Genomic DNA, 24,052 nt, shown 5'->3' with positions numbered 1-24,052 from the left:
AGTGGCACAAGATCTTTTTATTGACACAGAACATAGTTTTAAGACATATGAAGTCTTAAAAAGTAATGCAAAAGCAATGGAAAAAGATGACATTGCAGAAGAAGTGCCGATTGCATTCGTCTATAACGGCATATCACATGCCGTGATGCTAGCCTCTCCCTCAGACCTTGAAGATTTTGCTTTAGGATTTTCTTTTTCAGAAGGCATTGTTGAAAATAAAAGTGATATTTATGGTATTGAAGTCATTCATCAGCCAAAGGGTATTGAACTTCAAATTGAAATTGCATCAGCGCGTTTCCAATCACTAAAAGATAAACGTAGAAATCTTCTTGGTCGAACTGGGTGTGGTTTATGTGGTGCTGAAAATTTAGATCAAGCCTTAAGACTCCCTCAAAAAAAGATAGATAACACTTTAACCATTAAAGAGAGTGCAATAATAAAAGCACTCGACACGCTTCATGCAACTCAATCGCTCCAAAAAAAAACAGGTGCCACTCATGCATGCGCATGGGCAAATGAGCAGGGCGAAATTCAATTGGTACGTGAAGATGTAGGCCGACATAATGCTCTAGATAAGCTAATTGGAGCCCTTCAAAAGAAAAGCTTTAATGATAAAGGCTTTGTGATTACTACAAGTCGTGCGAGTTATGAGATGGTTCAAAAAACAGTGATGCTAGGCGCATCAACTCTGATTGCCATATCAGCCCCCACGGGACTTGCGATTCGATCTGCATTAAAATATGGGCTATGTTTGATTGGCTTTGCAAGAGCTCCTCATTATGTGATTTATACTTATACTGAAAGAGTTACAAAAAATTAATTATGAATATTGATCAACTTGTCACGATGGCTAACCAAATTGGTTCTTTTTTTAAATCCTATCCGGACCAAGGAAAAGCGAAAGAAGAGATTGCAAATCATCTAACTAAATTTTGGGCCCCACCTATGCGTAATCAAATTAAAGAGCATGTCTCAAAAAATGCGGGAAAAGGGCTAGAAGTGATTGTGATTGATGCAATCCAAAAGCATCTTTGAGTTTTTACTCTTTATAAAATAATTTGTAATTATTTTTATCGCCCGGCTGTCTCTTATTCCAAACCAATTTCCAATTTTCTCCAATCGGCGGTAGATCTTTTTTGTGCAATTGATAAATAAGTAAATAATTACAATTGCCTCGGTCACCATCTCTGGTCGACTTTATATTTAAATAATAATCAATCAAATCAATTTGTGCGTTATTGATGTTGTGTGTCGTGAGACAAGTTTTATCTTGCATTACTTTTCCCATGGATAAAAAAAGTGGACTGAAATCTTTCTTATGATTAATCCAGGGAAGCCATAAAGCCATAAGAAGCGCCCAACTCACAGTGAGGCCAATAGACCAATTCGTGGTACATGAGCGATTTGTAATTCTTGTTTTAACCAAAGAAAAAATCCAAACCAGCGTCAAAAGTATCGCAATAATTAAAATAAAAATGTTGAAATGTGACTCGTTGGTTTGTGCTAAAAATTGCATACGCTCATATGTTTTTTTAGGAAAGCCTGTGAGCATGGCATTCCAGCCGAGCCAAATGAGAAAAAGAATGGTTGAAAATAAAATGATGCCAAACCAGTTAAGTGCGCTTGCAGCACCTCTTCTTAAATTTTCAATACTACCTGCTGCAATTGTTGATAGCGGAATTAGAAATGGCATTAAAAAAGCTTGGTTTGTTTTCCCACAAGAAGCAGTAAGAATAAATGTAGATACAAAAAAGATAATTGGCAATTGAAATTTAGGTTGAGACCATATCTTGCCTCTAAATTTCCATAGGCCCCAGATTGCAAGAGGGAGAGCTGGCCAAGCAAACCAGGAAAGATTTTTCATATAAAAAATATAATTTTGCACTGGAAATAATTTGAAATGGTTAATCCATTTCATAAATATGTCGTGTTGATACCACCATAGAAGTGTTGGCCATATAATTAAAAAAGGTAGACTCACAAGAAGACTTAAACTTAGAACTAGAGCATAGCGACGTGTTCGCCATAATTGAAAAAATGTAGGTAAGAGAAGGGCTGAAAGTATAGGAATAAGAAGTGGTACAATCCCGCCTGATAAAAAGCTCACACCCAAACCAAAACCTAAAAGTATGGCGGATCTAAAAGGGCGTCTTTTAGAAAGGGCTAAGCCATAAAATGCCATGGTGAGGCCTGTTAATGTTGCAATACCAGGCATGAGCGTATGCACATTAAATATGAGGCCCACTGACCCTATAAAAATGAGAGCCGCTTGTCTTCCAAAGCCGATGCCCCATAACTCTCGATTCAGCATACCTATCATCAGAATGGTAAGCCCCATCCACAAAGCATTGATCATCCTGCTCGCGTCATGAAGGGAAATTAAAGGTGTGAAAAGTTTGCCAAAGATGGCCCCTGTCCAGTAGTAAAGGGGTGGATTGATAAGTGTATCTTCACTGGCAGCCAGAGGTGCCAATAAATGACCATTCAGTACTGCATGAATCGCACTGATACTTTGTGTTTCATAGCCCTTCCAAGGCGCATGGCCGAAGAGCCCTGCAAATACCCAAATAATACATAAAACGACAAAAGAATGAATTTTGGCACGCTCACCCAAACGACTTCTAGGGGTAGCCATATTATCTTGCCAGTCGTGTTCAAGTTGAAATCGCATATTTAAAAAAAAAGGCAGCCTATGCTGCCTTTTGATATAAGAATGAATCCTTACATGCCATATTTTTGTTTGAATTTCTCAACACGGCCTGCAGTATCTAAAATCTTTTGTTTACCTGTATAGAAAGGATGGCATTGTGAGCAAACTTCAATGTTCATGTCTTTTCCAACTGTTGATTGTGTTTTGAATTTATTACCACAGCTACATGTGATATTAATTTCAGAGTAATTTGGGTGTGTATCAGCTTTCATAATTTTTCCAACTTTGATTCAATAGATGCGTATTATCAATGATTGAGGACCAAAAATCAATCAATTTTACGTCTTAACCCCTTCGCATACTGTCAAAGAAGTCATTATTATTTTTAGTGGCTTTAATCTTGTCTAGCAAGAATTCCATCGCTTCCAAGTCATCCATAGGGTGTAGAAGTTTTCTAAGTACCCATATTTTTTGTAAATTATCTTTAGGGATAAGAAGCTCTTCCTTACGGGTGCCTGATTTATTCACATTAATTGCTGGATAGAGTCTTTTTTCAGCCATTTTACGATCTAGGTGAATTTCCATATTACCAGTACCTTTAAATTCTTCGTAAATCACGTCATCCATGCGTGAGCCTGTATCAATCAAAGCTGTTGCAAGGATTGTAAGCGAGCCACCTTCTTCAATATTACGGGCTGCCCCAAAGAAACGCTTTGGTTTTTGAAGGGCATTGGCATCGACACCACCGGTAAGCACTTTACCGGATGAAGGGATGACTGTGTTGTAAGCTCTTGCCAATCGTGTAATGGAATCCAAGAGAATCACTACATCTTTTTTATGTTCAACAAGACGCTTCGCTTTTTCAAGAACCATTTCAGCCACTTGAACGTGACGTGTTGCAGGTTCATCGAATGTTGATGCAACAACTTCACCTTTTACAGACCTCGTCATTTCAGTTACTTCTTCTGGTCTCTCATCAATGAGAAGCACAATTAAAGATACGTCAGGATGATTTGATGTGATGGCATGTGCGATATTTTGCATCATGACAGTCTTGCCACTTTTAGGACTCGCTACAATCAAGCCGCGCTGACCTCTCCCAATCGGAGCAATCATATCAATGACACGACTTGTAATATTTTCTTCGCCGTTAATATCTCTTTCTAGCGTGAGAGGTATCGTTGGAAATAGGGGCGTTAAGTTTTCAAAAAGAATTTTATTCTTTGTATTTTCTGGCGCTTCATTGTTAACTTCATCTACTTTTACAAGTGCAAAGTAACGCTCCCCATCCTTAGGCGTTCTGATTTCACCTTGAATAGTGTCGCCAGTATGAAGATTGAAACGACGAATTTGTGAAGGTGACACATAAATATCATCAGGCCCTGCAAGGTAGGAAGTATCAGGCGATCTTAAGAATCCAAACCCATCTTGCAAGACCTCTAAGGTGCCATCCCCGTAAATACTATCCCCTTTTTTTGCTTTGTTTTTTAAGATTGCGAAGATTAAATCTTGCTTCCTCATACGGCTCGCATTTTCGATTTCGTCTGTGATCGCCATTTCTACTAGTTGTGCAATGGGGAGGTGTTTTAATTCAGATAAATGCATGTTTGGGGTTTTCCGATTAGTGTTACGTTGAGGGGCTTTAAGGGGAGGGGTTAACTTTAGATGTTGCTATCGATAAATGTTGTTAATTGGGACTTTGATAAGGCGCCGACTTTAGTTGCTTCGACATTGCCATTTTTAAAAATCATTAAGGTAGGAATGCCTCTGATGCCAAACTTAGCTGGTGTTTGCGCATTTTCATCGATATTAAGTTTAGCAATCTTTAACTTACCATCGTAGTCTTTGCATATTTCATCAAGAATAGGTGCAATCATCTTGCAAGGGCCACACCACTCTGCCCAGTAGTCAACAAGAACAGGAACAGTGGATTGAAGTACTTCAGTTTCGAATGATGCGTCTGATAAATGGATAATATTTTTACTCATGATGACCTTTAATGGATTAATTCTGTAATTAAGCTAGCTAGTGTTACGGCAATTTAATTTGGGATTTAGAACTAACTTGAATTTTTTGAAAAAACTATGAAAAACATTATAACAACATCTTTAATTAAATCAAATGGCGTGTGAGGCCGCGGTTAAGATAGTCTCCAGCTATTTAATAGTCTTTTATTTTCAACAACTTAAGAAGGAAATACTTAATCTAGTTTTTGATATATTCAAAAAGCTTCACTACTTTTGCAACTTTATTTGTATTTTTGGCAATCTCTTCAGCTTCTTTGGCCTCTTTTTCGTTCAAAATACCCATAAGGTAGACCACCTTATTTTCAGTTATGACTTTGACGAAAAAAGGCGAAACCTTATTTTCTTTAAAAAAGCGTGCCTTCACACTGGAGGTTATTAAAGTATCTTCAGCTCTTGCTGATAGTGAATTTACAGGCTCAATCGTGAGATCATTCATCACGGATTTGACGTTAGCTAACGCTTTAATCTGATTGGTAATAGTTGATTTAATTTCCTCGCTTGGTACTTGACCTAAAACAAGCACATGCGCGTTATAACTTGTGACATTCGTATGAATGTCACCTTGGAGTTTTTGAATGCCAGCAAAAGCTTTTAATTCAATATTAGAATCTTCAAGAATGACGCCTGGCGTTCTGCGATCTGCAATAGTATCAATGCCTATAGCGCCTCCGCCAATAATGGCAGCAGGGCATCCTAAGAGTTGCAATAAGACAAATGAAATAAAAAATAATTTGAGATGTTTAAGCATATTTTCCTCTAAAGTTTTATTAACTTAGCATTGATATATGACAAAATGATTATATCTCTTTTAAAGAGGTATTGAGTAAGCGACTTAAAAGAGATTTTAAGTGCTTGAAAAATAATTGGGCCTTTGATGATGAGTGGAATATTGTATGTAGTTGCAACTCCTATAGGCAATTTAAATGACATTACTTTTAGAGCGCTTGAAACTTTCAAATCAGTAGATCTCATTGCTTCAGAAGATACAAGACATACCCAAGGACTTTTGTCTCATTTCTCTATTGAAAAAAAACAGTTTGCAGTTCATCAGCATAACGAAAAAGCTTCCGCACAAAAAATCATTGAATATTTAAAAGACGGCAAACATATTGCGTTGGTATCAGATGCAGGTACCCCTAATATTAGCGACCCTGGAGGTCTTATTGTCAAAGATGTAGCAGCTGCTGGTTTTGAAGTCGTGCCTATTCCAGGGGTTTCTGCGGTCACAGCAGCTTATTCAGTTTCAGGGATGGAACATACAAGCTTTCATTTTTACGGATTTTTGCCGACGACGAGTAGTCAAAGAATTAAGGCGTTTGAAAATCTTCAAACGCAATCATGCCCTATACTTTTTTACGAAGCACCGCACCGCATCATCAAAACTTTGAATGATATGGCTGATTTTTTTGGGGACAAACATCATATTGTAGTGGCACGAGAACTCACCAAAACTTTCGAAAGCATTTACCGAGGTGAAGTTTCAAAGGTTAGAGAGATTATTGAAAGTGATAGTAATTTTCAAAAAGGTGAATTTGTGATTTTAGTATCTCCTATGCATCATGAAAAAAATGAATTACTGAGCGAAGATCAGCATAGAATATTAAAAATATTACTCAAGCATATGCCAACCAATGCCGCTGTGAAATTAGGTGTAGAAATATTAAGTATCAACAAAAATTATTTATATGATGAAGCTTTGAAAATAAAAAAAGATGACTAAAACTTTAACGATTACTACTCCGGATGATTTTCACGTGCACTTAAGAGATGACGCGCTTATGGCATCTGTTGTGCCTTATACCGCAAAGCAATTTGCGAGAGCGCTTGTGATGCCCAATTTAAAACCACCAATTACAACTGCAGATCAAGCAATTCAATATGAATCCAGAATTAAAAAAGCTTTGAAAGGCGGTAACCACCTCCAGCCTCTGATGACTTTGTATCTCACAGATAAAACTTCACTTGAAGAAATTAAAAAGATTCCTGAACATAAAGACATTATAGGCATTAAATATTACCCAGCAGGCGCCACAACTAATTCAGATTCAGGTGTTAAAAATATTGATAATCGTTACGATGTATTTGAGCTCATGGAAAAATTAGACGTGCCACTTTTACTTCATGGCGAAGTCGTCGATCCAGCAATTGATATTTTTGATCGTGAAAAAGTATTCATTGATCAACATTTATTAAAGCTACATAAAACATTTCCCAATTTGAGAATTGTGTTGGAGCATATCACTACAAAAGATGCCGCTGATTTTATTTTAAGTAGCTCCAAAAAAGTGGCAGCTACGATTACACCACAACATCTTTTATTAAATAGAAATCATATGTTTATAGGTGGCATCAATCCTCACCATTATTGCCTTCCTGTTTTAAAAAGAGAGACACATCGACAAGCCCTCTTAAATGCAGTGTCATCGGGCAATACGAAATTCTTTTTAGGTACCGACAGTGCGCCTCACTTAAAATCAACAAAAGAAAATGCTTGTGGTTGTGCAGGTATTTTTTCTGCAGCAAGCGCTATTGAACTTTATGCTGCTGTGTTTGATGAGCTCGATGCACTGGATAAACTTGAAGGTTTTGCAAGTTTCTATGGCGCAGATTTCTACGGGCTAGAAAGAAATAAATCATCAATTAAACTTGTTAAAGAGGATTGGATTGTTCCTGAAAAAATTACTGTAGGTGATGAAGCTATTGTTCCGCTATATGCTGGAAGAAAAATTTCTTGGCGTTTAATGTATTAGAAAAGTTTGATTATGTGTTGAATTCTTCTTCAGTTAAATCCATCAAAAAGTGATATTTGATAGGTGTGTTAAAATCTATGCGAAGCTGACTAGACAGTCGCTGCTTGTTAACTCAAGGAGAGGAAAGTCCGGGCTCCACAGAGCGGAGTGACGGCTAACGGCCGTACGTTGCGAAACGAGGAATAGGGCCACAGAGACGAGCGTATTTAGTTACGGTGAAACGCGGTAACCTCCACTCGGAGCAAAGTCAAATAGGGTAGTAATAGCACGGCTCGTGCTGCTACCGGGTAGACTGCTTGAGTGCATGAGTAATCATGTGCCTAGATGAATGACTGTCCACGACAGAACCCGGCTTATCGGTTGGCTTCAACTTTTTCTTAAAAATCTTCTAGTTTTATCCGTCCAAACCCTTGTCATATATGAAAAAACCTTCAAAAAAGAGCTTGCAGAGCTCTTTTTTATTATCTATAGTGTCATTAGTGGAAAAAAGTGGTTTTTTGTGGGAAATTTCTAAGTAGAACTAAGGGTATTTAGTAATTTCCCACTTTTTTTGAATTAAATAACTAGGTCGGGAATTATGTTTAGAGGCGCTAATCTCTTGAATATTGATGCTAAAGGCAGAATGGCAATGCCGACAAAACATAGAGAGGATTTGCTCACCCAATCTTCAGGCGATTTAGTCATTACAGCGCACCCCCATGGATGTTTACTCATTTATCCCCAAATGGCTTGGGAGCCTATCCAGTCCAAGATTATGGCGCTTTCAAGTTTTGATAAAAAATCGAGTGCATTACAAAGATTACTCGTGGGTTATGCAGAAGACATATCTCTAGATACAGCAGGCCGATTACTCCTATCTCAAGTATTAAGAGAATTTGCAAAGGTAGATAAGCAAGCCATGTTAGTCGGACAGGGAAGTCATTTTGAACTTTGGGATAAAGAAGCTTGGGATCAGCAGATGCAGCAAGCTACAAAACAAGAAGCCTCAACTATGCCAATTGAACTAGAAGGATTCTCTCTTTAAAGATGCAATTTAATTTAATACCTCATGAATCAAGCGCAACCTAATTTTAAACATGAGCACATTACTGTCCTTTTAAGCGAAGCAGTTGAACATTTAGTTTTAAAAAAAGATGGCATTTATGTGGATTGCACCTTTGGGCGAGGTGGGCATAGTAAGTTAATTTTAGAAAAATTAAACCGAGAAGGCAGATTAATTGCAATTGATCGAGATAAATCTGCGTACGAAGAAGGTTTGAAAATTAAAGATATGAGATTTGAAATTGTGCGTGCACATTTTTCTGAAATTGATGAAGTTTTAGAGGCAAAAGGTATTTCAAAAGTAGATGGTGTACTGCTTGATTTGGGTATTTCATCACCACAAATTGACGAGGGTGATCGTGGTTTTAGTTTTAGATTTGATGCATACCTAGATATGCGTATGGATCAATCAAAGGGCGTGACAGCGGCTGAACTTTTAAAAAAAATTGAACAAAAAGAATTAGAAAAGATTTTAAAGGAATATGGCGAAGAAAAATTTGCACGAAGAATTTCGACTGCGATTATTAAAGAGAGAGATGAAGTAGGTTCGATTGAAACGACAAAACAACTTGCAAAAATTGTCGCAGACCATATGCCCAAAAAAGAAATTGGACAAGACCCTTCGACAAGAACATTTCAAGCATTAAGAATCTATATAAATCGAGAACTGGAAGAGTTGAAAGAAGTGTTGCCTAAAATTTTAAAGCTATTAAAAAAAGACGGCATCTTGGTAGCGATTAGTTTCCACTCGCTCGAAGACAGAATTGTGAAGCAATTTATTAACGATGAGAAAAATAGAGATACTTTACCCTCTAATTTTCCTATTAGAAGTGATGAGTTACCAAAACCCCGATTGAATATTGTGACAAAACCTATAAGGCCTAGCGAGGCTGAAGTAAAGCGTAATCCAAGAGCAAGAAGCGGAATTATGAGAGTTGCTGAAAGGACTGCGCATTAAATGACAAAAGTGAATTTTATTTTATTCTTTGTAATCCTACTTATGGCTCTTGCAAAAATAAACTCACAGCATCAATCAAGAAAGCTTTATTTTGAACTTGATCAACAAAAAGAGATTAGCCAAAAGCTAAATTCTGAGTATAGCCAATTGCAGCTTGAGCAAAGCACTTGGGCAATGCACGGAAGAATCGAAGAAGTTGCAAAAAAATTGTTAAAGATGAAAACTCCCGAACCAAAAAAAATTATTTTATTGGAGCGGCCTTGAGTTTATTTATTAACAACAAAGTCGAGAAAACATTTTTTGAGCTCTCGGGTATTCGAAGAAGACTAATTTTACTTCTATTTTTAGCTGGATTCGTAACGCTTATTTTAAGAGCATTCTATTTACAAAGTTTAGATAAAAAATTTTTACAATCGAAAGGAAATGCTACAAGCACTCGAGTAATTTCTCTTTACGCAGATAGGGGAAAAATTACCGATAGGAATGGAGATATCTTAGCAATCAGTAGCCCGGTAGAGTCAGTTTGGGTAAACCCACCAAATGTCAAAATAACAAAAGATCAAAAATTAGAACTAGAAGATATTCTTAAGTTAAGTGCAAATGAGGTTGATCAAAAATTACTAAACAATAAAAAAGAATTTATATATCTCAAAAGACAAATCTCTCCTGAAGATGCAAGAAGATTACAAGCCCTGAAAATACCAGGAGTATTTTTTCAGAAAGAGTTTAAAAGATTTTATCCGGCCGCTGATATCGCAGCTAATTTAGTTGGGTTTACTAATCTAGATAATATAGGGCAAGAAGGTATTGAGCTTTCTCAAAATAAATTTCTTTCCGGTAAGCTTGGCAGTAAAAAAGTTATTAAAGACCGTGCTGGCAAGATTGTTGATGATCTCCAGGAAGTGAAATTGCCTCAAGACGGGCATGACATAAAACTTTCAATTGATGCAAGAATTCAATATTTAACGTATAGGGAATTAGCTAAATCAATTGATATTCATAAAGCTAAAGCAGGGTCGGCTATTGTGCTCGATGCAAAAACGGGAGAGGTGCTAGCTATGGCAAATCTACCTTCTTATAACCCCAATAATTTTAGGGAAGGAGGCGGCCCTACAAGAAATCGAGCAGTGACAGATGTATTTGAGCCTGGATCTACGATCAAGCCATTTACGGTATCTTCAGCATTAGAGGCTGGAATCCTTAATCCAAGTTCATTGGTAGAAATTTCATCAGGATTGATGAAAATTGGATCAGCCACCATTCATGATGCACATACTGATGGAAGTAAACCTTTTATGACTGTCTCAGAAGTGATTGCAAAATCTTCAAATGTGGGTGCAGCAAGAATTGGATTGATGCAAACACCTAAGAATTTATGGTCTACCTTAAATAAAGTAGGATTTGGAATGCAAACAGAGGCTGGATTTCCGGGAGAAGCATCTGGAAGACTTCGAGATTATAAAAACTGGGGGAAAGTAGATCAGGCAACCATATCCTTCGGACATGGGATTAATTTAACTCTTCTTCAATTGGCTCAATCTTATACAGTGTTCGCTAATGACGGAGAAATGAAGCCTGTTACATTATTCAAAAAAGATGAAATTTCAATGGGTACTAAAGTATTTTCAAAGCAAACAGCAAGATTAATGGTAGAAATGATGGAGCAAGTTGTTGAGGAAGGTACGGGAGGCAATGCAAAAATTATAGGATATAGAGTTGCAGGCAAAACAGGTACCGCTGAGAAAATTGGAGCAAATGGAGTTTATGAAAAAAATAAAAATATCGGTTCATTTGTAGGTCTTGCCCCAGTTTCGAATCCAAGAATTATTATGGCAGTGATGATAGATGAGCCAAGTCTTGGGAGTCATTACGGTGGAGCGGTTGCAGCACCAGTTTTTAGCAGCGTGATGGCTGACGTCATGAAGATATTAAAAATTCCTCAAGACATAAAAACTAAAAATAAAGTTATGCCGCAAGATAACAAAGACTCTAAAGAAACGATATGAAGAGTGTGTTAAAAAAAATTGGACATCACATCTCTGATATATCAAACGATAGTAGAAATATAAAAAAAGATTCTTTATTTTTAGCCTATCCCGGTATACATGATGATGGAAGAGCTTATATTGAAGCGGCTATTAAAAAAGGAGCCAAAGCAATTCTTTATGAAAAGAAAAATTTTGTTTGGAAAAAAACATGGAGTACAAACCATTATGCTGTAGCAGAATTAAAAAATAAAGAAGGTGAAATTGCCCACTCTTTTTTTAAAGAGCCTTCGAAGCAAATGCTCACTATAGGTATTACTGGAACCAATGGAAAAACATCATGTGCATACTGGGCAGCCGAAATACAAAATCTCTTAGGTAAAAAATCAGGAGTAATAGGCACTCTAGGATTTGGATACAAAAAATTGAAATCTCATTCGTACACAACCCCTGATGCGATATCAAATCATCGTATTTTAAGACAATTTAAAAATAAAAAAATAGAATCAGTTGTAATGGAAGTTTCATCTCATGCATTGTCTCAGGGAAGAGTGAATGGAATTCTTTTTGATGTTGCTGTTTTTACGAATTTATCTAGAGATCATCTAGATTACCATCTTAACTTGCAGAATTATTTCAATGAAAAAAAGAAGTTATTTCAATTTCCATCGTTAAAAGTTGCAGTTATAAATATTGATGATCCTTATGGAAAAAAACTTATTACTTTTCTTACAAAGAATGAAACTAAAGTTTTAAGTTATGGAATAAAAAATGGCGATATTAGAGCGACCCATATTGAATATTCAAATTCGCACACATATTTCCAAATTGCATATAAAAAAGAAACATACAAAGTTAAAGCACCAGTAGTAGGTGAGTTTAACGTATATAACTTACTAGCAGTCATTGCTTCATTGATAGCATCTGGCTATTCAATACAAAAAATAGTAAAACAAATAAGTTTTATATCCCAGGTTCCAGGGAGAATGGAAAGACTAGGATCTAAAAATACTCCCAAGATCTTTATTGATTATGCTCATACGCCAGACGCCTTAAAAAAAGCGCTTCAAACTCTTAAGAAACAAACTGATGGGAATCTCATCTGTGTATTTGGGTGCGGAGGAGACAGAGACAATGGAAAAAGAAAAGATATGGCAGAAGTAGCTTCTAATATAGCTGACATTAATTTTATTACGTCAGACAATCCAAGGAATGAAAGCCCTGGAAAAATTATTAAAGAAATTAGCAAGTATATGGAAGGGCATTATCGTGTAGAAATTGATCGACATAAGGCAATACAAAAAGCAATTAAAAGTGCCAAAAAAAATGATGTCATTCTTATCGCTGGAAAAGGACATGAAACCTATCAGGAAATTAAAGGCGTTAAATATCCATTTAGCGATCAACTATTTGCAAGAAAAGCACTCAAAGCTTATAAGGCGATCTGAATGCAAATTACTTTAAATAAGATTAAAAAAATTGTTTCTGGTAAATACTATGGTGATACTTCTTTACTTCAAAAAACCATTAAGAATATTTCAATTAATAGTAAAGATATTCAAAAGAATGATTTATTTTTAGGTATCAAGGGTGAAAAATTTGACGGAGATAATTTTGCAATAAGTGCTATTAAAAAAGGTGCATTAGTCGCAGTAGTCTCTAGAGACATTAAAAATTTAGAAAATAAAATAATCGTTAAAAATGGGAGAGAGGCTTTAGGTAAGATAGCTCAGTATTGGAAAGCTCAATCTAGGCTGCCTCTTATTGCTATTACCGGCAGCAATGGTAAAACAACAACAAAGGAAATGATTGGCAGTATTCTTTCTTGCCATGTTAACAGCAAATTAAAAGTCCTGATGAGCCAAGGAAATTTCAATAATGATATAGGACTCCCTCTTTCCTTATTAAATATTAAAAAAACTCAAAAATTTGCTGTAGTTGAGATGGGCATGAATCATAAGGGCGAAATTAAATATTTAAGTGAGATTGCAAAACCAGATGTCGCAGTGATTACAAATATAGGAGAGGCTCATATTGAATTTTTTGGCTCAAAAGAAGGTATTGCAAAAGCGAAATCAGAAATATTTTCAGGGCTAAAGAGTAATGGTATTGCGGTTATTAATAGAGAGGATGACTTTTATAGTCTATTAAAGACTGCTGCACTCCGTAAAAAAGTTATTACATTTGGATTAACTGCAAAATCTGATGTATATGTAAAGAAGACAGTTCAAGGCATTTCTCAAATTAAAACGCCAAAAGGAATCCTAGAAATTAAAGTCAAATTAAAGGGCGAGCATAATTTAAAAAATGCATTAGCAGCTATTGCCGCTTCTATCGCGCTAAAAATACCATTCAAAGCTATTAAACGTGGTATCGAATCTATTAAGTCAGTGCATGGAAGACTAGAACTCAAAAAAGGACTTCATAACTGTGTCTTGATTGATGATACCTACAATGCAAATCCTGCTTCGATGCGCGCTGCAATTGATGTTCTTGCAAACCAGGATTGTGAAAAAATATTAATTATTGGCGATATGGGCGAGCTAGGCAAAAAGGAGGTTGAGTACCATAAATCAATAGGGGCTTATATTAAAAAAAACAAAATACAAGACGTAGTTGGAACGGGGAAATTAACCAAGCATTTGATAGATCATTGTAAAGGTAATGCAAAATGGTTTGAAGATAAAAAAGCACTTATTAGGTACGTCAAAACTAAGATAAAAAAGAATTCATGTGTGCTTATTAAAGGCTCTCGATTTATGAAAATGGAAGAGGTTGTAGAGGCACTTTCCTAAAATTTTTAAGAAAGATAAAAATTATGTTGCTCGAATTATTTAAGTTTTTAGCAAAAGAGATCCATGGGTTTAATGTATTTAATTACATTACATTAAGAGCCGTGATGGCGACTATCACATCATTAGTTATTTCTTTCGCTTTTGGCCCTTGGCTAATTAAGAAACTTAATCAGTTCAATATAGGACAGGCTGTAAGATCAGATGGCCCTAAAGATCATTTAATTAAAATAGGCACACCCACAATGGGCGGTGGCTTAATATTGGTATCGATTATTATGTCGACCTTATTGTGGGCGGATATAAGTAATAACTATATTTGGCTATTGTTGATTGTCACGCTTGGTTTTGGCCTTATTGGATTTATGGATGATTTAAAAAAAGTGATTTATAAGGATCCTAATGGTATGAGTGCGGGGCAAAAATATTTATTGCAATCAATCATAGGTCTTGGGGCATCTATATATCTTTGGTCCAACGCTGTAACTCCTGAACAGACTTCGCTTATTCTTCCATTCTTTAAGAATGTAAGTTTTACGATGAGTGGGCCTACTTTTATACTTTTAAGTTATATCGTCATTGTAGGGAGCAGTAATGCAGTCAATCTTACAGATGGGCTAGATGGCCTTGCCATTATGCCAGCTGTATTGGTTGCAAGTGCATTGGGTGTTTTTGCTTATGTCGCAGGTAATTATGTCATAGCTAAATATTTAGGCATTCCTTATATCAGTGGCGCTGGTGAGTTAGCTATATTTTGTACTGCAATGGCTGGTGCCGGCTTGGGGTTTTTATGGTTCAACACTTATCCTGCGGAAGTATTCATGGGTGATTTAGGCGCACTTGCTCTGGGTGCTGCTATTGGCACAGTCGCAGTAATTGTGAGACAAGAGATCGTTTTATTTATTATGGGTGGTATTTTTGTGATCGAGACTTTTTCTGTTGCCATCCAAGTCATATATTTTAAATACACAAAATTTAAATATGGAATTGGTAAGCGAATTTTCCTTATGGCACCTCTTCACCATCATTATGAGAAAAAAGGATGGAAAGAAACCCAGGTCGTTGTTAGATTTTGGATCATAACAATGATGCTTGTATTAATAGGGATCTCATCACTGAAGATTAGATGAGCATCAATTTTAATAAAAAGAAAATTCTGGTAGTTGGTCTTGGAGACACAGGCCAATCTGTCTTACATTTTTTAGCGAACAAAGAATGTGATATTCAAGCTATTGATACAAGACTAGCTATTGATAATTTTGATGAAATAAAAGAAAAATTTAAAGATGTTAAATTTTCTATTGGAGAAAAATTTAACGATGGCATCATTAATGATGTTGAATTAATTATTATTAGCCCAGGCGTGTCATTGAGAGAAAGTTATATACAAACGGCTCTGAATCGAGGCATACCTGTAATTGGCGATATTGAAATCTTTGCGCTAGCCAAACCGGTGAGTTCAAAAGTGATTGGTATTACAGGATCAAATGGTAAAACGACCGTTACATCTCTTGTGGGAGATTTATTGAAAGCAGCTGGTATATCAGCTATTGTCGGGGGAAATATTGGGATCCCCATATTAAATACCTTAAATCAAAAAGCGCCAGAGGCATATGTTCTTGAACTTTCTAGTTATCAACTAGAAACGACATATTCATTAGCGCTTGAAGCAGCAGTAGTCTTAAATATTTCGGAAGATCATATGGATCGATACGGATCAATCGAAGAGTATGCCAAAGCAAAATATAGAATATTTAATCATGCTAAAAATACGATCATAAATAGAGATGATGATTATCTTAAATCTAAAATTAATGAAAGCTCGGTGACATTTGGAAATCATTTGGACGAGAAAAATTATGGTATTAAAAAAAATGGGAATCAATATTTCATCGCAAAAGGCAATGCTGAAATTATTTCCTTAGATGAAATTAAACTAAAGGGCGCACATAATATTCTAAATATAATGGCTGCTTTAGCGCTTTGTGAGCCATTTATGATTTCAAAAGATGTGATTAAAAAAGTACTAAGTCAATTTAAGGCACCGCCTCATCGAGTTGAATTTATTAACTCTATATCAGGAATTGATTTTTATAATGATTCAAAAGGCACCAACGTTGGAGCTACAATTGCCGCAATTCAAAGCATGACTAAACCAATCCTACTTATTGCCGGAGGAGATGGAAAAAGTCAGAATTTTAAACCACTAATTGGCCCGTCTAAAGGTAAAGTTAAAAATATTACATTGATTGGTAAAGACGCAAAAATAATGCAAGAGGTATTTAGCGGCAGTGCCATTCCGACAAATGTTGAAAAAAATCTTGAATCAGCAATTATCAAATCGTATGAGTTAGCTGAAGCAGGAGATGTAGTTCTCCTTTCCCCAGCATGTGCAAGTACAGATATGTTTAAAAATTATGTACATCGCGGAGAAGTTTTTAAAGATTGTGTGAGTAAGTTAAAAAATAAATCATGATTGATAAATTTTCTAATAAATCGACAATAGATAAGCCTTCTTTTGATCAAGGCCTGTTTTGGGTTTCGCTAATATTAATTGCAATTGGCCTTATCATGGTGTATTCATCCTCTATTTCTTTTGCTGAATCTAGTAAATTAACTAAACATCAAAATTACTTTTTCTTAGTAAGGCAATCAATTTATATTTCACTGGGATTTATTGTCGGATTTATTATTTTCCAAATCCCAATTCGCTGGTGGCAAAAGATGTCCCCTTATTTATTTATGGCAGGCATGGTCTCACTTATCCTTGTTCTCATTCCTGGTATTGGCCATGTTGTGAATGGAAGTAGGCGTTGGATTTCATTATTTGTATTGAATATGCAGCCCTCGGAATTTATGAAATTATTTACAGCCATGTATGCCTCAGATTATGTTTTAAGAAAATCAAAAGAAATTGGTAGTTTTCTAAAAGGTTTTCTTCCGATGGCATCAGTAATTATGTTGTTAGGTGCATTGCTATTGCTTGAACCAGATTTTGGCGCATTTGCAGTAATCTTAGTCATTGCAATGTGTACATTAATTTTAGGTGGCATAGACAAAAAAATACTGATGGGTCTTACTATTGTTGCACCTATTGGTATGACAGCATTAATTTACAGCTCTGATTATAGATACCAAAGGTTGATAGGTTTTTTTAATCCATGGGCCGACCCTTATGGAAAAGGTTATCAATTATCACACGCACTTATAGCCTTTGGACGAGGTGAATTTTTTGGAGTAGGGCTAGGTGGCAGTGTCGAAAAATTACTTTACTTACCAGAAGCTCACACTGATTTTATTTTGGCTGTATTAGCTGAAGAGTTTGGTTTCTTTGGCGTACTTATAGTTATTGGATTGTTTTCATGGTTGGTAATCAGGGCTTTTGGAATTGCTAAAGAAGCTATTATTAATGAAAATTATTACTCAGCCCTATTATCTCAAGGCATTGGTATTTGGTTTGGTACGCAAGGTATTATCAATATGGGTGTGAATATGGGACTTCTTCCTACAAAAGGTTTAACCCTGCCACTTCTTTCTTACGGCGGTAGCGGTATTTTGGCTAATATGATTGCACTTGCAATATTACTGCGAATTGATTGGGAAAATCGAAGAGGGCTAAGGGGAATTTAGTTTAATGAGACCCAATAAAAAAATATTGATTGTTGCAGGAGGAACTGGAGGGCACATCTATCCAGGTATCGCAATTGCTGATTATTTAAAAGCTAAAGGTTGGTTGATCACTTGGCTTGGCACAAAAAATGGCATGGAAAATAGGTTAATAGAAAAAAAGCCTTATCAAAAAGCAATGATTGATATTTCAGGCGTCAGAGGCAAAAGTATTTTAAGTTGGTTAAAACTGCCATTTACACTTTTAATTGCTTTAATACAATGCGCAATAACAATTAAAAATGAAAAGCCAGATGTGGTAATTGCTATGGGGGGTTATGTTTCATTTCCTGCCGGGGTTATGGCAAGACTCATGGGTAAGGAACTGATTGTGCATGAACAAAACTCTATCCCAGGACTTACTAATAAATTATTGGCGATGATTGCTACAGAAATATATTCTGCATTTCCAATTAAGTTTATACGTTCCTCTAAAAAAATTGGGAATCCAGTGAGAAATGCTATTAGACAAATTGTGCCACCAATTAAAAGATTTAAAAATAGAAAGGGACCGTTAAGATTGCTTGTAGTCGGGGGCAGTCTGGGCGCTAAATTTTTTAATGATACGATTCCATTAAGTATAAAAAAAATACATCCTAAAAATAGACCAACGATTATTCATCAGTCAGGCGAGAAACATTTTCAAGAATTGAAAGCAGCATACAAGAAGAGTGATATCAAAGTAGACTGCAGAGCTTATTTAGACAATATTGAAAAAGTTTATGAATGGGCAGATTTTGTTATAGCCAGATCCGGCGCCCTGACAGTGTCTGAATTTTCGGCAGCTGGTATTCCTAGCTTATTAGTGCCTTTTCCTTTTGCAGTTGATAACCATCAGTTTTATAACGCAAAATACTTAAGTGACAAGAAGGCTGCGCGACTTATAATTCAAGAGGAATTTACAGCAGACGTATTAAGTGGATTACTTCAAGAAATGACAAGAAAAAAATGTTTGATTATGGCAAAAGCAGCACTCGAAAATGTGGCGACAAAGCCTGAGGAAGTCATTTTTCAAGCATGCGAGCGATTAATTAAAAAATGAAACACAATATAAATAGAATTCATTTTATAGGAATAGGTGGCTCTGGTATGAGCGGTATTGCAGAAGTGATGCATAACCTAGGCTACTTTATTTCTGGTTCAGATATTCAAGAATCGCCTGTGACTTCTCGCCTAAAAGATCTCGGCATTAAAATTTTTATTAACCATTCATCTGACAATATTCGAGATGTTGATGTTGTTGTGATTTCCTCTGCAATTGATCAAGATAATCCAGAACTAAAAGCAGCTATTAAAAATAAAATACCAATTATGCCTAGGGCAGAAATGCTTTCAGAATTAATGCGTTTTAAAAAAGGTATTGCAGTAGCAGGTACCCACGGCAAAACAACAACTACAAGTTTAATCGCTTCTATTTTGGCTGAAGCTTCAATGGATCCAACATATGTGATCGGCGGAAGACTTTCTTCTTTAAATGCGAATGCAAAATTAGGAAATGGTGAGTATATTGTAGTTGAGGCTGATGAGTCAGATGCATCTTTCTTGCATCTAACCCCCGTATATTCAATTGTGACAAATATTGATCAAGATCATATGGAAACTTATGATAATGATTTTGATAAACTCAAAAAAACCTACATTGAATTCATTCATCGACTACCATTTTATGGCGTGGTGATTCTATGCATTGATGATCCTGTTATTAAATCAATTATCTCTGAGATTTCTAGACCTATTATCACATATGGCTTATCAGAAAATGCTGACGTTCACGCAGAGGAAGTTAATGCAGATGCAGGTAAAATGCATTTTAAAGTTACCATTAAACATTCTGATGTAGTTAAAAAAGATATCACCTTAAACCTTCCAGGTAAGCACTATGTAAGAAATGCATTAGCAGCAATAGCGCTTGCTGATGAACTTGAAATTCCCATTTCAAAAACAATCGACGCTCTAAAGAATTTTAAAGGGGTGGGTCGTAGATTTGAAACATATAAAGATCTAATTTTTAACGATAAAACTTTTATCCTAGTCGACGACTATGGCCATCATCCTGTAGAAATCGAAGCAGTTCTTGATGCGGCAGGAGACGCTTATCCAAATAGATCTATTTATCTAATATTTCAGCCTCACCGCTATACAAGGTCGCGAGACTATTTTAATGAGTTTGTAAGGGTGCTTCATAAGGCAGATCAAGTCCTTCTTACCGATATTTATTCGGCAGGAGAAAAAATGATTCCAGGGGTAAGTTCATCAGCAATGATGGATAGTATTAATAAGATCACAAACAAAGTTTCATTTGAGAAGGATATTACTAAACTAGCTAAAACAGCACTTCAAAATATCAATCAAAATTCAATTTTAATTGTGATGGGTGCAGGGTCGGTAGGAAGGGTGACTAAGGATATTTTAAATATTGTGAATTCATGAAGAAAGCATTATTTTTAAAAAATAAATCATTAAATAAATACAACAGTTGGCGTGTAGGTGGGACAGCTGATGCTTTATTTTCACCTAAAAATTTAGAAGACTTAAAATCTTTTTTAAAGCATGAGTCATATTTAAAGCCTCTTACTTTTATTGGATTGGGATCTAATATTTTAGTGAGAGATGGCGGAATTCGCGGCACTGTGATTGTTATGCATGCTGCTTTAAATGAAATTCAAATGACTGATCAAGGCGTATATTCAGAAGCGGGTAATACATGTGCAAAAATTGCCAAAAATCTAGCTAAAGAACATTATGTAGAAGGAGAATTTTTTGCAGGTATTCCAGGGACAGTTGGAGGCGCTTTGGCAATGAATGCAGGTTGTTATGGCTCTGAAACATGGAATTTTGTTACCAAGGTCAATATGATCGATGAAGGTGGCAATATAGTTACGAGATTAAAAGATGAATTTAAAATTTCTTATCGCGAAGTAATTAAGCCTAATTTAAAAGAATGGTTTGTAGGTGCGTGGTTTAATTTTAAGAAAGATATGGCAGCTGATCCAGAGAGTAAGATAAAAGAATATCTTAACCATAGAAAAAATACGCAACCTCTTAATTGGCCAACGGCAGGCTCAACATTTAGAAATCCAAAAGATACCTTTGCAGCAAAACTCATTGAAGATTGCGGTTTAAAAGGTTTTAGAGTTGGCAATGCTGAGGTTTCAGACAAACATGCCAATTTTATTATTAATTTAGGTGATGCCTCTGCAAAAGACATTGAAAATATTATTGACCATGTTGAATCCGAAGTATTTAAAAGAAAAGGTATTAAGCTCGAAAGAGAAGTCAAAATTTTAGGGGATTTTCTAAGTTGATGGATGATTTTGGAAAAGTTGCAGTGCTTATGGGTGGCGACTCCAATGAGAGGGCTGTTTCACTTCTAAGTGGTGACGCTGTATTTCATGCCCTAAACCGATTAGGCATAAATGCCGAAGCTTTTGATCCCTCTTTTAGAAATATTGAAGACATTAAAAGTTACGACAGGGTTTTTATTGCCTTGCACGGTAGGGGCGGTGAAGATGGATCCATGCAAGCCTTTTTAAAGTCTAAAAATGTGGCATACACCGGAAGCGATTCTTTCAGTTCTGCCATTGCAATAGATAAACTTAAAACAAAATTGTTATGGCGCGCATTAAATATTGCAACGCCAGATTTTCATCAAGTCACTGAGAAAACGTCATATGCAGATATCGTAAATTTAATTGGATCGCCATTTTTTATTAAACCATCTAACGAAGGGTCAAGTATTGGTATTGATAAAATCAAAAACGAACAACAATATAAAGAGGCTTTTTTAAAAACGTCGAAGATTGATCCAAATGTGATTGTTGAAAAATTTGTGGATGGTGAGGAATTTACAGTAGGTATTGTGAACGGCAAGTTCTTGCCAGTCATTAAAATAAAGCCAACTAACGAGTTTTATGATTATGAAGCTAAATATCTTAAAGATGATACGCAATATATTTGTCCTTCAGGGATAGAAAAAAATAAAGAAGCATTAATAGCTCAAGAAGCTCTGGAGGCTTTTAACTCGATCGGATGTTCTAGCTGGGGACGTGTTGATTTTATGATGGATAAAAAAAACGATCACTATTTTATAGAAGTGAATACGTCACCAGGTATGACAAGTCATAGTTTGGTCCCCATGGCCGCGAAAGAGATGGGTACCAATTTCGACCAATTAGTTTTAGAGATATTAAAAACTGCAAATGTTAAATAACTATTTAAAAGTTTATTGGTTAGGTAATTTAGTTTTTTTACTTAATATTATTTTATTACTTTTTTTATTGAGTTATCAATTTATGCATTTTGCTAAATTTCCTATTAGAGAGATTAAGGTAGTGGGTCAATATCAGCATCTTGATGCAGATCAAGTGGGTATGATTTCCGATCGATTTGTTAAAGGCAATTTTTTTTCGTTAGATTTATATAGTGCCAAGGAGGCTTTTACAAAGCTGCCTTGGATAAGAAAAGTAAGTTTAAAAAGAGTCTGGCCGGATCGATTGGAAGTGTTTGTCGAGGAGCATCAAGTCATAGGAAGGTGGGGCGCTATTGCTTTGGTGAATGAGAATGGTGAAATTTTTCATGGAGCATCTGATGAAGATCTCCCATTATTTTTTGGTCCAGAAGGTACCGAGACTTATATAGCACTGGAGTATAAAAAAATGCAAAGTATTTTGGATAAAAAACAATTAAAAATTGCGCAAGTTTCCCTATCTCCTAGGTACACTTGGGACATTAGAACCACTAACAATATGAAAATTATCTTAAGTAAAGATAACATCGAAGAAAGTCTGTCTCGCTTTATGGCTCAGTACGACAATATTTTGGCCTCAGTTAAACGAATTGGCTCTGCCGACTTAAGATATCCAAATGGTTTTGCTATTAAGAAATCTACTGAACCAAACCAAAAAATTGATAGTGGTGAGAGGCCGCTTATATGATTAAGCAAAAAGAAGAAAAAAATCTCATCGTAGGGCTTGATATTGGAACGTCCAAAATTGTGGCTATTGTTGCTGAATTACAACCAGATGGTTTATTGAATGTGATCGGATTAGGTCAACATAGCTCAAAAGGTTTAAGAAAAGGTGTAGTCATTAATATTGACTCCACTATGGAGGCAATTCAAAGAGCAATTGAAGAAGCTGAATTGATGGCGAATTGTAAGATTACCGATGTTTATACTGGCATTGCAGGTAGCCATATTAAAAGTATCAATTCTCACGGAATGGTCAAAATTAAAGATGCCGAAGTCTCACAATTAGACGTTGATAAAGTAATTGAAACTGCTTGCGCCATTACACTCCCAAATGATCAGCAAGTTCTACATATTTTGACGCAAGAATATGTGATTGATGGGCAGGAAGATGTTAGGCAACCGCTTGGCATGAGCGGTATGAAATTAGAGGTTAAGGTTCATATTGTTACTGGCGCTATTGCCGCTGCGCAAAATATTGTGAAATGTATCAAGCGTTGCGGACTTGAAGTGTCTGAATTAGTGCTGCAACCTCTAGCTTCAAGCATGGCAGTCCTCACGGATGATGAAAAAGAATTGGGTGTCTGTTTGGTGGATATTGGTGGCGGGACAACTGATATTGCTGTACTAAGACATGGCTCTATTCGACATACGGCTGTAATCCCGATTGCTGGTGATCAGATCAATAATGATATCGCGGTGGCATTTAGAACGCCTTTACCATCAGCAGAAGAGATAAAAATTAAACATGGATATGCTGCAAGAAGTTTAGCTTCAGCTTCAGAGCAAATTGAAATTCCTGTGGTAGACGGGAAAGAGTCTAAAACTATCTCAACACTCTCATTAGCAGAGGTCATTGAAGCTCGGTTAGTTGAGCTTTACGAACTTGTTGCGCACGAGTTGAAACGAAGTGGTATGGAAGATATGATAGCTTCTGGAATTGTAATTACAGGTGGATCATCACTGATGAAAGGCATGGTCAATCTTGGGGAAAGTGTATTCAGGATGCCAGTCAGAATTGGAACACCAAGAAATGTAGGTGGTTTGTCTGAAGTCGTGGACAATCCTAGGTATTCAACGGGCATTGGATTGTTGCTGATGGGCAAAGGACAGCTAGAGAAAGAAATGATGAATCAAATTGACGGTAATTCAATAAATCAAATCTTTATGAAAATGAAGAATTGGTTTCAAGGTAACTTTTAAATCTTGGAGATAGG

24 protein-coding genes and 1 other RNA gene are annotated in these 24,052 nt (G+C 36.1%); 20 read left to right on the top strand and 5 right to left on the bottom strand.

The genetic code is table 11. The annotated features are described in order from the left end of the window. The first annotated feature begins 1 nt into the window (after position 1). On the top strand, positions 2-820 hold the full coding sequence (gene fdhD / locus BN1208_RS06020) for a formate dehydrogenase accessory sulfurtransferase FdhD (protein WP_052734659.1): 819 nt from the start codon (positions 2-4) through the stop codon (positions 818-820). Positions 821-822: 2 nt separating this feature from the next. Continuing rightward, positions 823-1,035: a formate dehydrogenase subunit delta gene (locus BN1208_RS06015; protein WP_046488796.1), complete on the top strand. Its 213-nt coding sequence runs from the start codon at positions 823-825 to the stop codon at positions 1,033-1,035. A 4-nt stretch (positions 1,036-1,039) separates the two neighbouring features. Here BN1208_RS06015 and BN1208_RS06010 read toward each other — a convergent pair whose 3' ends face one another. From BN1208_RS06010 to BN1208_RS05990, 5 genes are all read right to left on the bottom strand, one after another. Beyond that, on the bottom strand, positions 1,040-2,671 hold the full coding sequence (locus tag BN1208_RS06010) for an ArnT family glycosyltransferase (protein ID WP_046488794.1): 1,632 nt from the start codon (positions 2,669-2,671) through the stop codon (positions 1,040-1,042). Positions 2,672-2,721: 50 nt separating this feature from the next. Then, positions 2,722-2,922, bottom strand: a complete 201-nt coding sequence (gene rpmE, locus BN1208_RS06005; RefSeq protein WP_046488793.1) for a 50S ribosomal protein L31 — start codon at positions 2,920-2,922, stop codon at positions 2,722-2,724. A 73-nt stretch (positions 2,923-2,995) separates the two neighbouring features. Then, positions 2,996-4,255: a transcription termination factor Rho gene (rho, locus tag BN1208_RS06000; RefSeq protein ID WP_046488791.1), complete on the bottom strand. Its 1,260-nt coding sequence runs from the start codon at positions 4,253-4,255 to the stop codon at positions 2,996-2,998. Between the two features lie 56 nt (positions 4,256-4,311). Then, on the bottom strand, positions 4,312-4,638 hold the full coding sequence (gene trxA / locus BN1208_RS05995) for a thioredoxin TrxA (RefSeq protein WP_046488789.1): 327 nt from the start codon (positions 4,636-4,638) through the stop codon (positions 4,312-4,314). A 217-nt stretch (positions 4,639-4,855) separates the two neighbouring features. Further along, on the bottom strand, positions 4,856-5,425 hold the full coding sequence (locus BN1208_RS05990; protein WP_046488787.1) for a BON domain-containing protein: 570 nt from the start codon (positions 5,423-5,425) through the stop codon (positions 4,856-4,858). A 126-nt stretch (positions 5,426-5,551) separates the two neighbouring features. Here BN1208_RS05990 and rsmI point away from each other — a divergent pair, with 126 nt between their 5' ends. The 18 genes from rsmI (at position 5,552) to ftsA (ending at position 24,038) form a co-directional block, all read left to right on the top strand. Then, positions 5,552-6,397, top strand: a complete 846-nt coding sequence (gene rsmI / locus BN1208_RS05985) for a 16S rRNA (cytidine(1402)-2'-O)-methyltransferase (RefSeq protein ID WP_046488785.1) — start codon at positions 5,552-5,554, stop codon at positions 6,395-6,397. Beyond that, positions 6,390-7,427 carry a dihydroorotase gene (pyrC, locus tag BN1208_RS05980; protein WP_046488783.1) on the top strand — a complete coding sequence of 346 codons (1,038 nt, stop codon included), beginning with the start codon at positions 6,390-6,392 and terminating at the stop codon, positions 7,425-7,427. The genes rsmI and pyrC overlap by 8 nt, the downstream gene beginning before the upstream one ends. An 81-nt stretch (positions 7,428-7,508) precedes the next feature. Further along, an RNA gene (gene rnpB / locus BN1208_RS07165) (RNase P RNA component class A) lies at positions 7,509-7,799 on the top strand. 205 nt (positions 7,800-8,004) lie between these two features. Continuing rightward, entirely contained in the window at positions 8,005-8,451 is a 447-nt protein-coding gene (mraZ, locus tag BN1208_RS05975; RefSeq protein WP_046488781.1) for a division/cell wall cluster transcriptional repressor MraZ, read from the top strand. Positions 8,452-8,475: 24 nt separating this feature from the next. Beyond that, positions 8,476-9,426: a 16S rRNA (cytosine(1402)-N(4))-methyltransferase RsmH gene (rsmH, locus tag BN1208_RS05970; protein WP_046488779.1), complete on the top strand. Its 951-nt coding sequence runs from the start codon at positions 8,476-8,478 to the stop codon at positions 9,424-9,426. Next, on the top strand, positions 9,427-9,690 hold the full coding sequence (gene ftsL / locus BN1208_RS05965; RefSeq protein WP_046488777.1) for a cell division protein FtsL: 264 nt from the start codon (positions 9,427-9,429) through the stop codon (positions 9,688-9,690). Continuing rightward, on the top strand, positions 9,687-11,432 hold the full coding sequence (locus tag BN1208_RS05960; protein ID WP_231854576.1) for a peptidoglycan D,D-transpeptidase FtsI family protein: 1,746 nt from the start codon (positions 9,687-9,689) through the stop codon (positions 11,430-11,432). The genes ftsL and BN1208_RS05960 overlap by 4 nt, the downstream gene beginning before the upstream one ends. Next, the gene (locus tag BN1208_RS05955) at positions 11,429-12,859 is read left to right on the top strand and encodes a UDP-N-acetylmuramoyl-L-alanyl-D-glutamate--2,6-diaminopimelate ligase (protein ID WP_046488774.1); all 1,431 of its coding nucleotides are present in this window, start codon (positions 11,429-11,431) and stop codon (positions 12,857-12,859) included. Before BN1208_RS05960 ends, BN1208_RS05955 begins: the two co-directional genes overlap by 4 nt. Continuing rightward, complete coding sequence (locus BN1208_RS05950) at positions 12,860-14,206, top strand: UDP-N-acetylmuramoyl-tripeptide--D-alanyl-D-alanine ligase (RefSeq protein WP_046488772.1); 1,347 nt, start codon at positions 12,860-12,862, stop codon at positions 14,204-14,206. 23 nt (positions 14,207-14,229) lie between these two features. Beyond that, entirely contained in the window at positions 14,230-15,333 is a 1,104-nt protein-coding gene (gene mraY / locus BN1208_RS05945) for a phospho-N-acetylmuramoyl-pentapeptide-transferase (RefSeq protein ID WP_046488770.1), read from the top strand. Further along, entirely contained in the window at positions 15,330-16,679 is a 1,350-nt protein-coding gene (gene murD / locus BN1208_RS05940; protein ID WP_046488768.1) for a UDP-N-acetylmuramoyl-L-alanine--D-glutamate ligase, read from the top strand. The genes mraY and murD overlap by 4 nt, the downstream gene beginning before the upstream one ends. Further along, positions 16,676-17,833: a putative lipid II flippase FtsW gene (ftsW, locus tag BN1208_RS05935; protein ID WP_046488767.1), complete on the top strand. Its 1,158-nt coding sequence runs from the start codon at positions 16,676-16,678 to the stop codon at positions 17,831-17,833. Before murD ends, ftsW begins: the two co-directional genes overlap by 4 nt. A gap of 4 nt (positions 17,834-17,837) precedes the next feature. After that, entirely contained in the window at positions 17,838-18,911 is a 1,074-nt protein-coding gene (murG, locus tag BN1208_RS05930) for an undecaprenyldiphospho-muramoylpentapeptide beta-N-acetylglucosaminyltransferase (RefSeq protein WP_046488765.1), read from the top strand. Further along, positions 18,908-20,299 (top strand): UDP-N-acetylmuramate--L-alanine ligase, encoded by a 1,392-nt coding sequence (murC, locus tag BN1208_RS05925; protein ID WP_046488763.1) that lies wholly within the window; start codon positions 18,908-18,910, stop codon positions 20,297-20,299. The genes murG and murC overlap by 4 nt, the downstream gene beginning before the upstream one ends. Further along, positions 20,296-21,174: a UDP-N-acetylmuramate dehydrogenase gene (gene murB, locus BN1208_RS05920; protein WP_046488761.1), complete on the top strand. Its 879-nt coding sequence runs from the start codon at positions 20,296-20,298 to the stop codon at positions 21,172-21,174. Before murC ends, murB begins: the two co-directional genes overlap by 4 nt. Continuing rightward, positions 21,174-22,079 carry a D-alanine--D-alanine ligase gene (locus BN1208_RS05915; RefSeq protein ID WP_046488759.1) on the top strand — a complete coding sequence of 302 codons (906 nt, stop codon included), beginning with the start codon at positions 21,174-21,176 and terminating at the stop codon, positions 22,077-22,079. The genes murB and BN1208_RS05915 overlap by 1 nt, the downstream gene beginning before the upstream one ends. Beyond that, positions 22,069-22,803 carry a cell division protein FtsQ/DivIB gene (locus BN1208_RS05910; protein WP_046488758.1) on the top strand — a complete coding sequence of 245 codons (735 nt, stop codon included), beginning with the start codon at positions 22,069-22,071 and terminating at the stop codon, positions 22,801-22,803. Before BN1208_RS05915 ends, BN1208_RS05910 begins: the two co-directional genes overlap by 11 nt. Next, positions 22,800-24,038: a cell division protein FtsA gene (gene ftsA / locus BN1208_RS05905; protein ID WP_046488756.1), complete on the top strand. Its 1,239-nt coding sequence runs from the start codon at positions 22,800-22,802 to the stop codon at positions 24,036-24,038. Before BN1208_RS05910 ends, ftsA begins: the two co-directional genes overlap by 4 nt. The last annotated feature ends 14 nt before the right edge of the window (positions 24,039-24,052 follow it).

This window comes from Candidatus Methylopumilus planktonicus (genome assembly GCF_000981505.1).
Taxonomy (GTDB): Bacteria; Pseudomonadota; Gammaproteobacteria; order Burkholderiales; family Methylophilaceae; genus Methylopumilus; species Methylopumilus planktonicus.
Note: the sequence above shows the minus strand (reverse complement) of the source record. Positions and strands in the feature narration are given on the sequence as shown.

What these genes read in the sequence shown, in the direction of transcription:
- rpmE (WP_046488793.1), bottom strand. Translation starts at nt 2,922, where the DNA reads ATGAAAGCTGATACACACCCAAATTACTCTGAAATTAATATCACATGT.
- BN1208_RS05915 (WP_046488759.1), top strand. Translation starts at nt 21,174, where the DNA reads ATGGATGATTTTGGAAAAGTTGCAGTGCTTATGGGTGGCGACTCCAAT.
- BN1208_RS06010 (WP_046488794.1), bottom strand. Translation starts at nt 2,671, where the DNA reads ATGCGATTTCAACTTGAACACGACTGGCAAGATAATATGGCTACCCCT.
- BN1208_RS06015 (WP_046488796.1), top strand. Translation starts at nt 823, where the DNA reads ATGAATATTGATCAACTTGTCACGATGGCTAACCAAATTGGTTCTTTT.
- BN1208_RS05950 (WP_046488772.1), top strand. Translation starts at nt 12,860, where the DNA reads ATGCAAATTACTTTAAATAAGATTAAAAAAATTGTTTCTGGTAAATAC.
- murB (WP_046488761.1), top strand. Translation starts at nt 20,296, where the DNA reads ATGAAGAAAGCATTATTTTTAAAAAATAAATCATTAAATAAATACAAC.
- pyrC (WP_046488783.1), top strand. Translation starts at nt 6,390, where the DNA reads ATGACTAAAACTTTAACGATTACTACTCCGGATGATTTTCACGTGCAC.
- ftsL (WP_046488777.1), top strand. Translation starts at nt 9,427, where the DNA reads ATGACAAAAGTGAATTTTATTTTATTCTTTGTAATCCTACTTATGGCT.
- mraY (WP_046488770.1), top strand. Translation starts at nt 14,230, where the DNA reads ATGTTGCTCGAATTATTTAAGTTTTTAGCAAAAGAGATCCATGGGTTT.
- ftsA (WP_046488756.1), top strand. Translation starts at nt 22,800, where the DNA reads ATGATTAAGCAAAAAGAAGAAAAAAATCTCATCGTAGGGCTTGATATT.
- rho (WP_046488791.1), bottom strand. Translation starts at nt 4,255, where the DNA reads ATGCATTTATCTGAATTAAAACACCTCCCCATTGCACAACTAGTAGAA.
- BN1208_RS05990 (WP_046488787.1), bottom strand. Translation starts at nt 5,425, where the DNA reads ATGCTTAAACATCTCAAATTATTTTTTATTTCATTTGTCTTATTGCAA.
- BN1208_RS05910 (WP_046488758.1), top strand. Translation starts at nt 22,069, where the DNA reads ATGTTAAATAACTATTTAAAAGTTTATTGGTTAGGTAATTTAGTTTTT.
- rsmI (WP_046488785.1), top strand. Translation starts at nt 5,552, where the DNA reads ATGATGAGTGGAATATTGTATGTAGTTGCAACTCCTATAGGCAATTTA.
- murD (WP_046488768.1), top strand. Translation starts at nt 15,330, where the DNA reads ATGAGCATCAATTTTAATAAAAAGAAAATTCTGGTAGTTGGTCTTGGA.
- mraZ (WP_046488781.1), top strand. Translation starts at nt 8,005, where the DNA reads ATGTTTAGAGGCGCTAATCTCTTGAATATTGATGCTAAAGGCAGAATG.
- murG (WP_046488765.1), top strand. Translation starts at nt 17,838, where the DNA reads ATGAGACCCAATAAAAAAATATTGATTGTTGCAGGAGGAACTGGAGGG.
- BN1208_RS05955 (WP_046488774.1), top strand. Translation starts at nt 11,429, where the DNA reads ATGAAGAGTGTGTTAAAAAAAATTGGACATCACATCTCTGATATATCA.
- trxA (WP_046488789.1), bottom strand. Translation starts at nt 4,638, where the DNA reads ATGAGTAAAAATATTATCCATTTATCAGACGCATCATTCGAAACTGAA.
- murC (WP_046488763.1), top strand. Translation starts at nt 18,908, where the DNA reads ATGAAACACAATATAAATAGAATTCATTTTATAGGAATAGGTGGCTCT.
- rsmH (WP_046488779.1), top strand. Translation starts at nt 8,476, where the DNA reads ATGAATCAAGCGCAACCTAATTTTAAACATGAGCACATTACTGTCCTT.
- ftsW (WP_046488767.1), top strand. Translation starts at nt 16,676, where the DNA reads ATGATTGATAAATTTTCTAATAAATCGACAATAGATAAGCCTTCTTTT.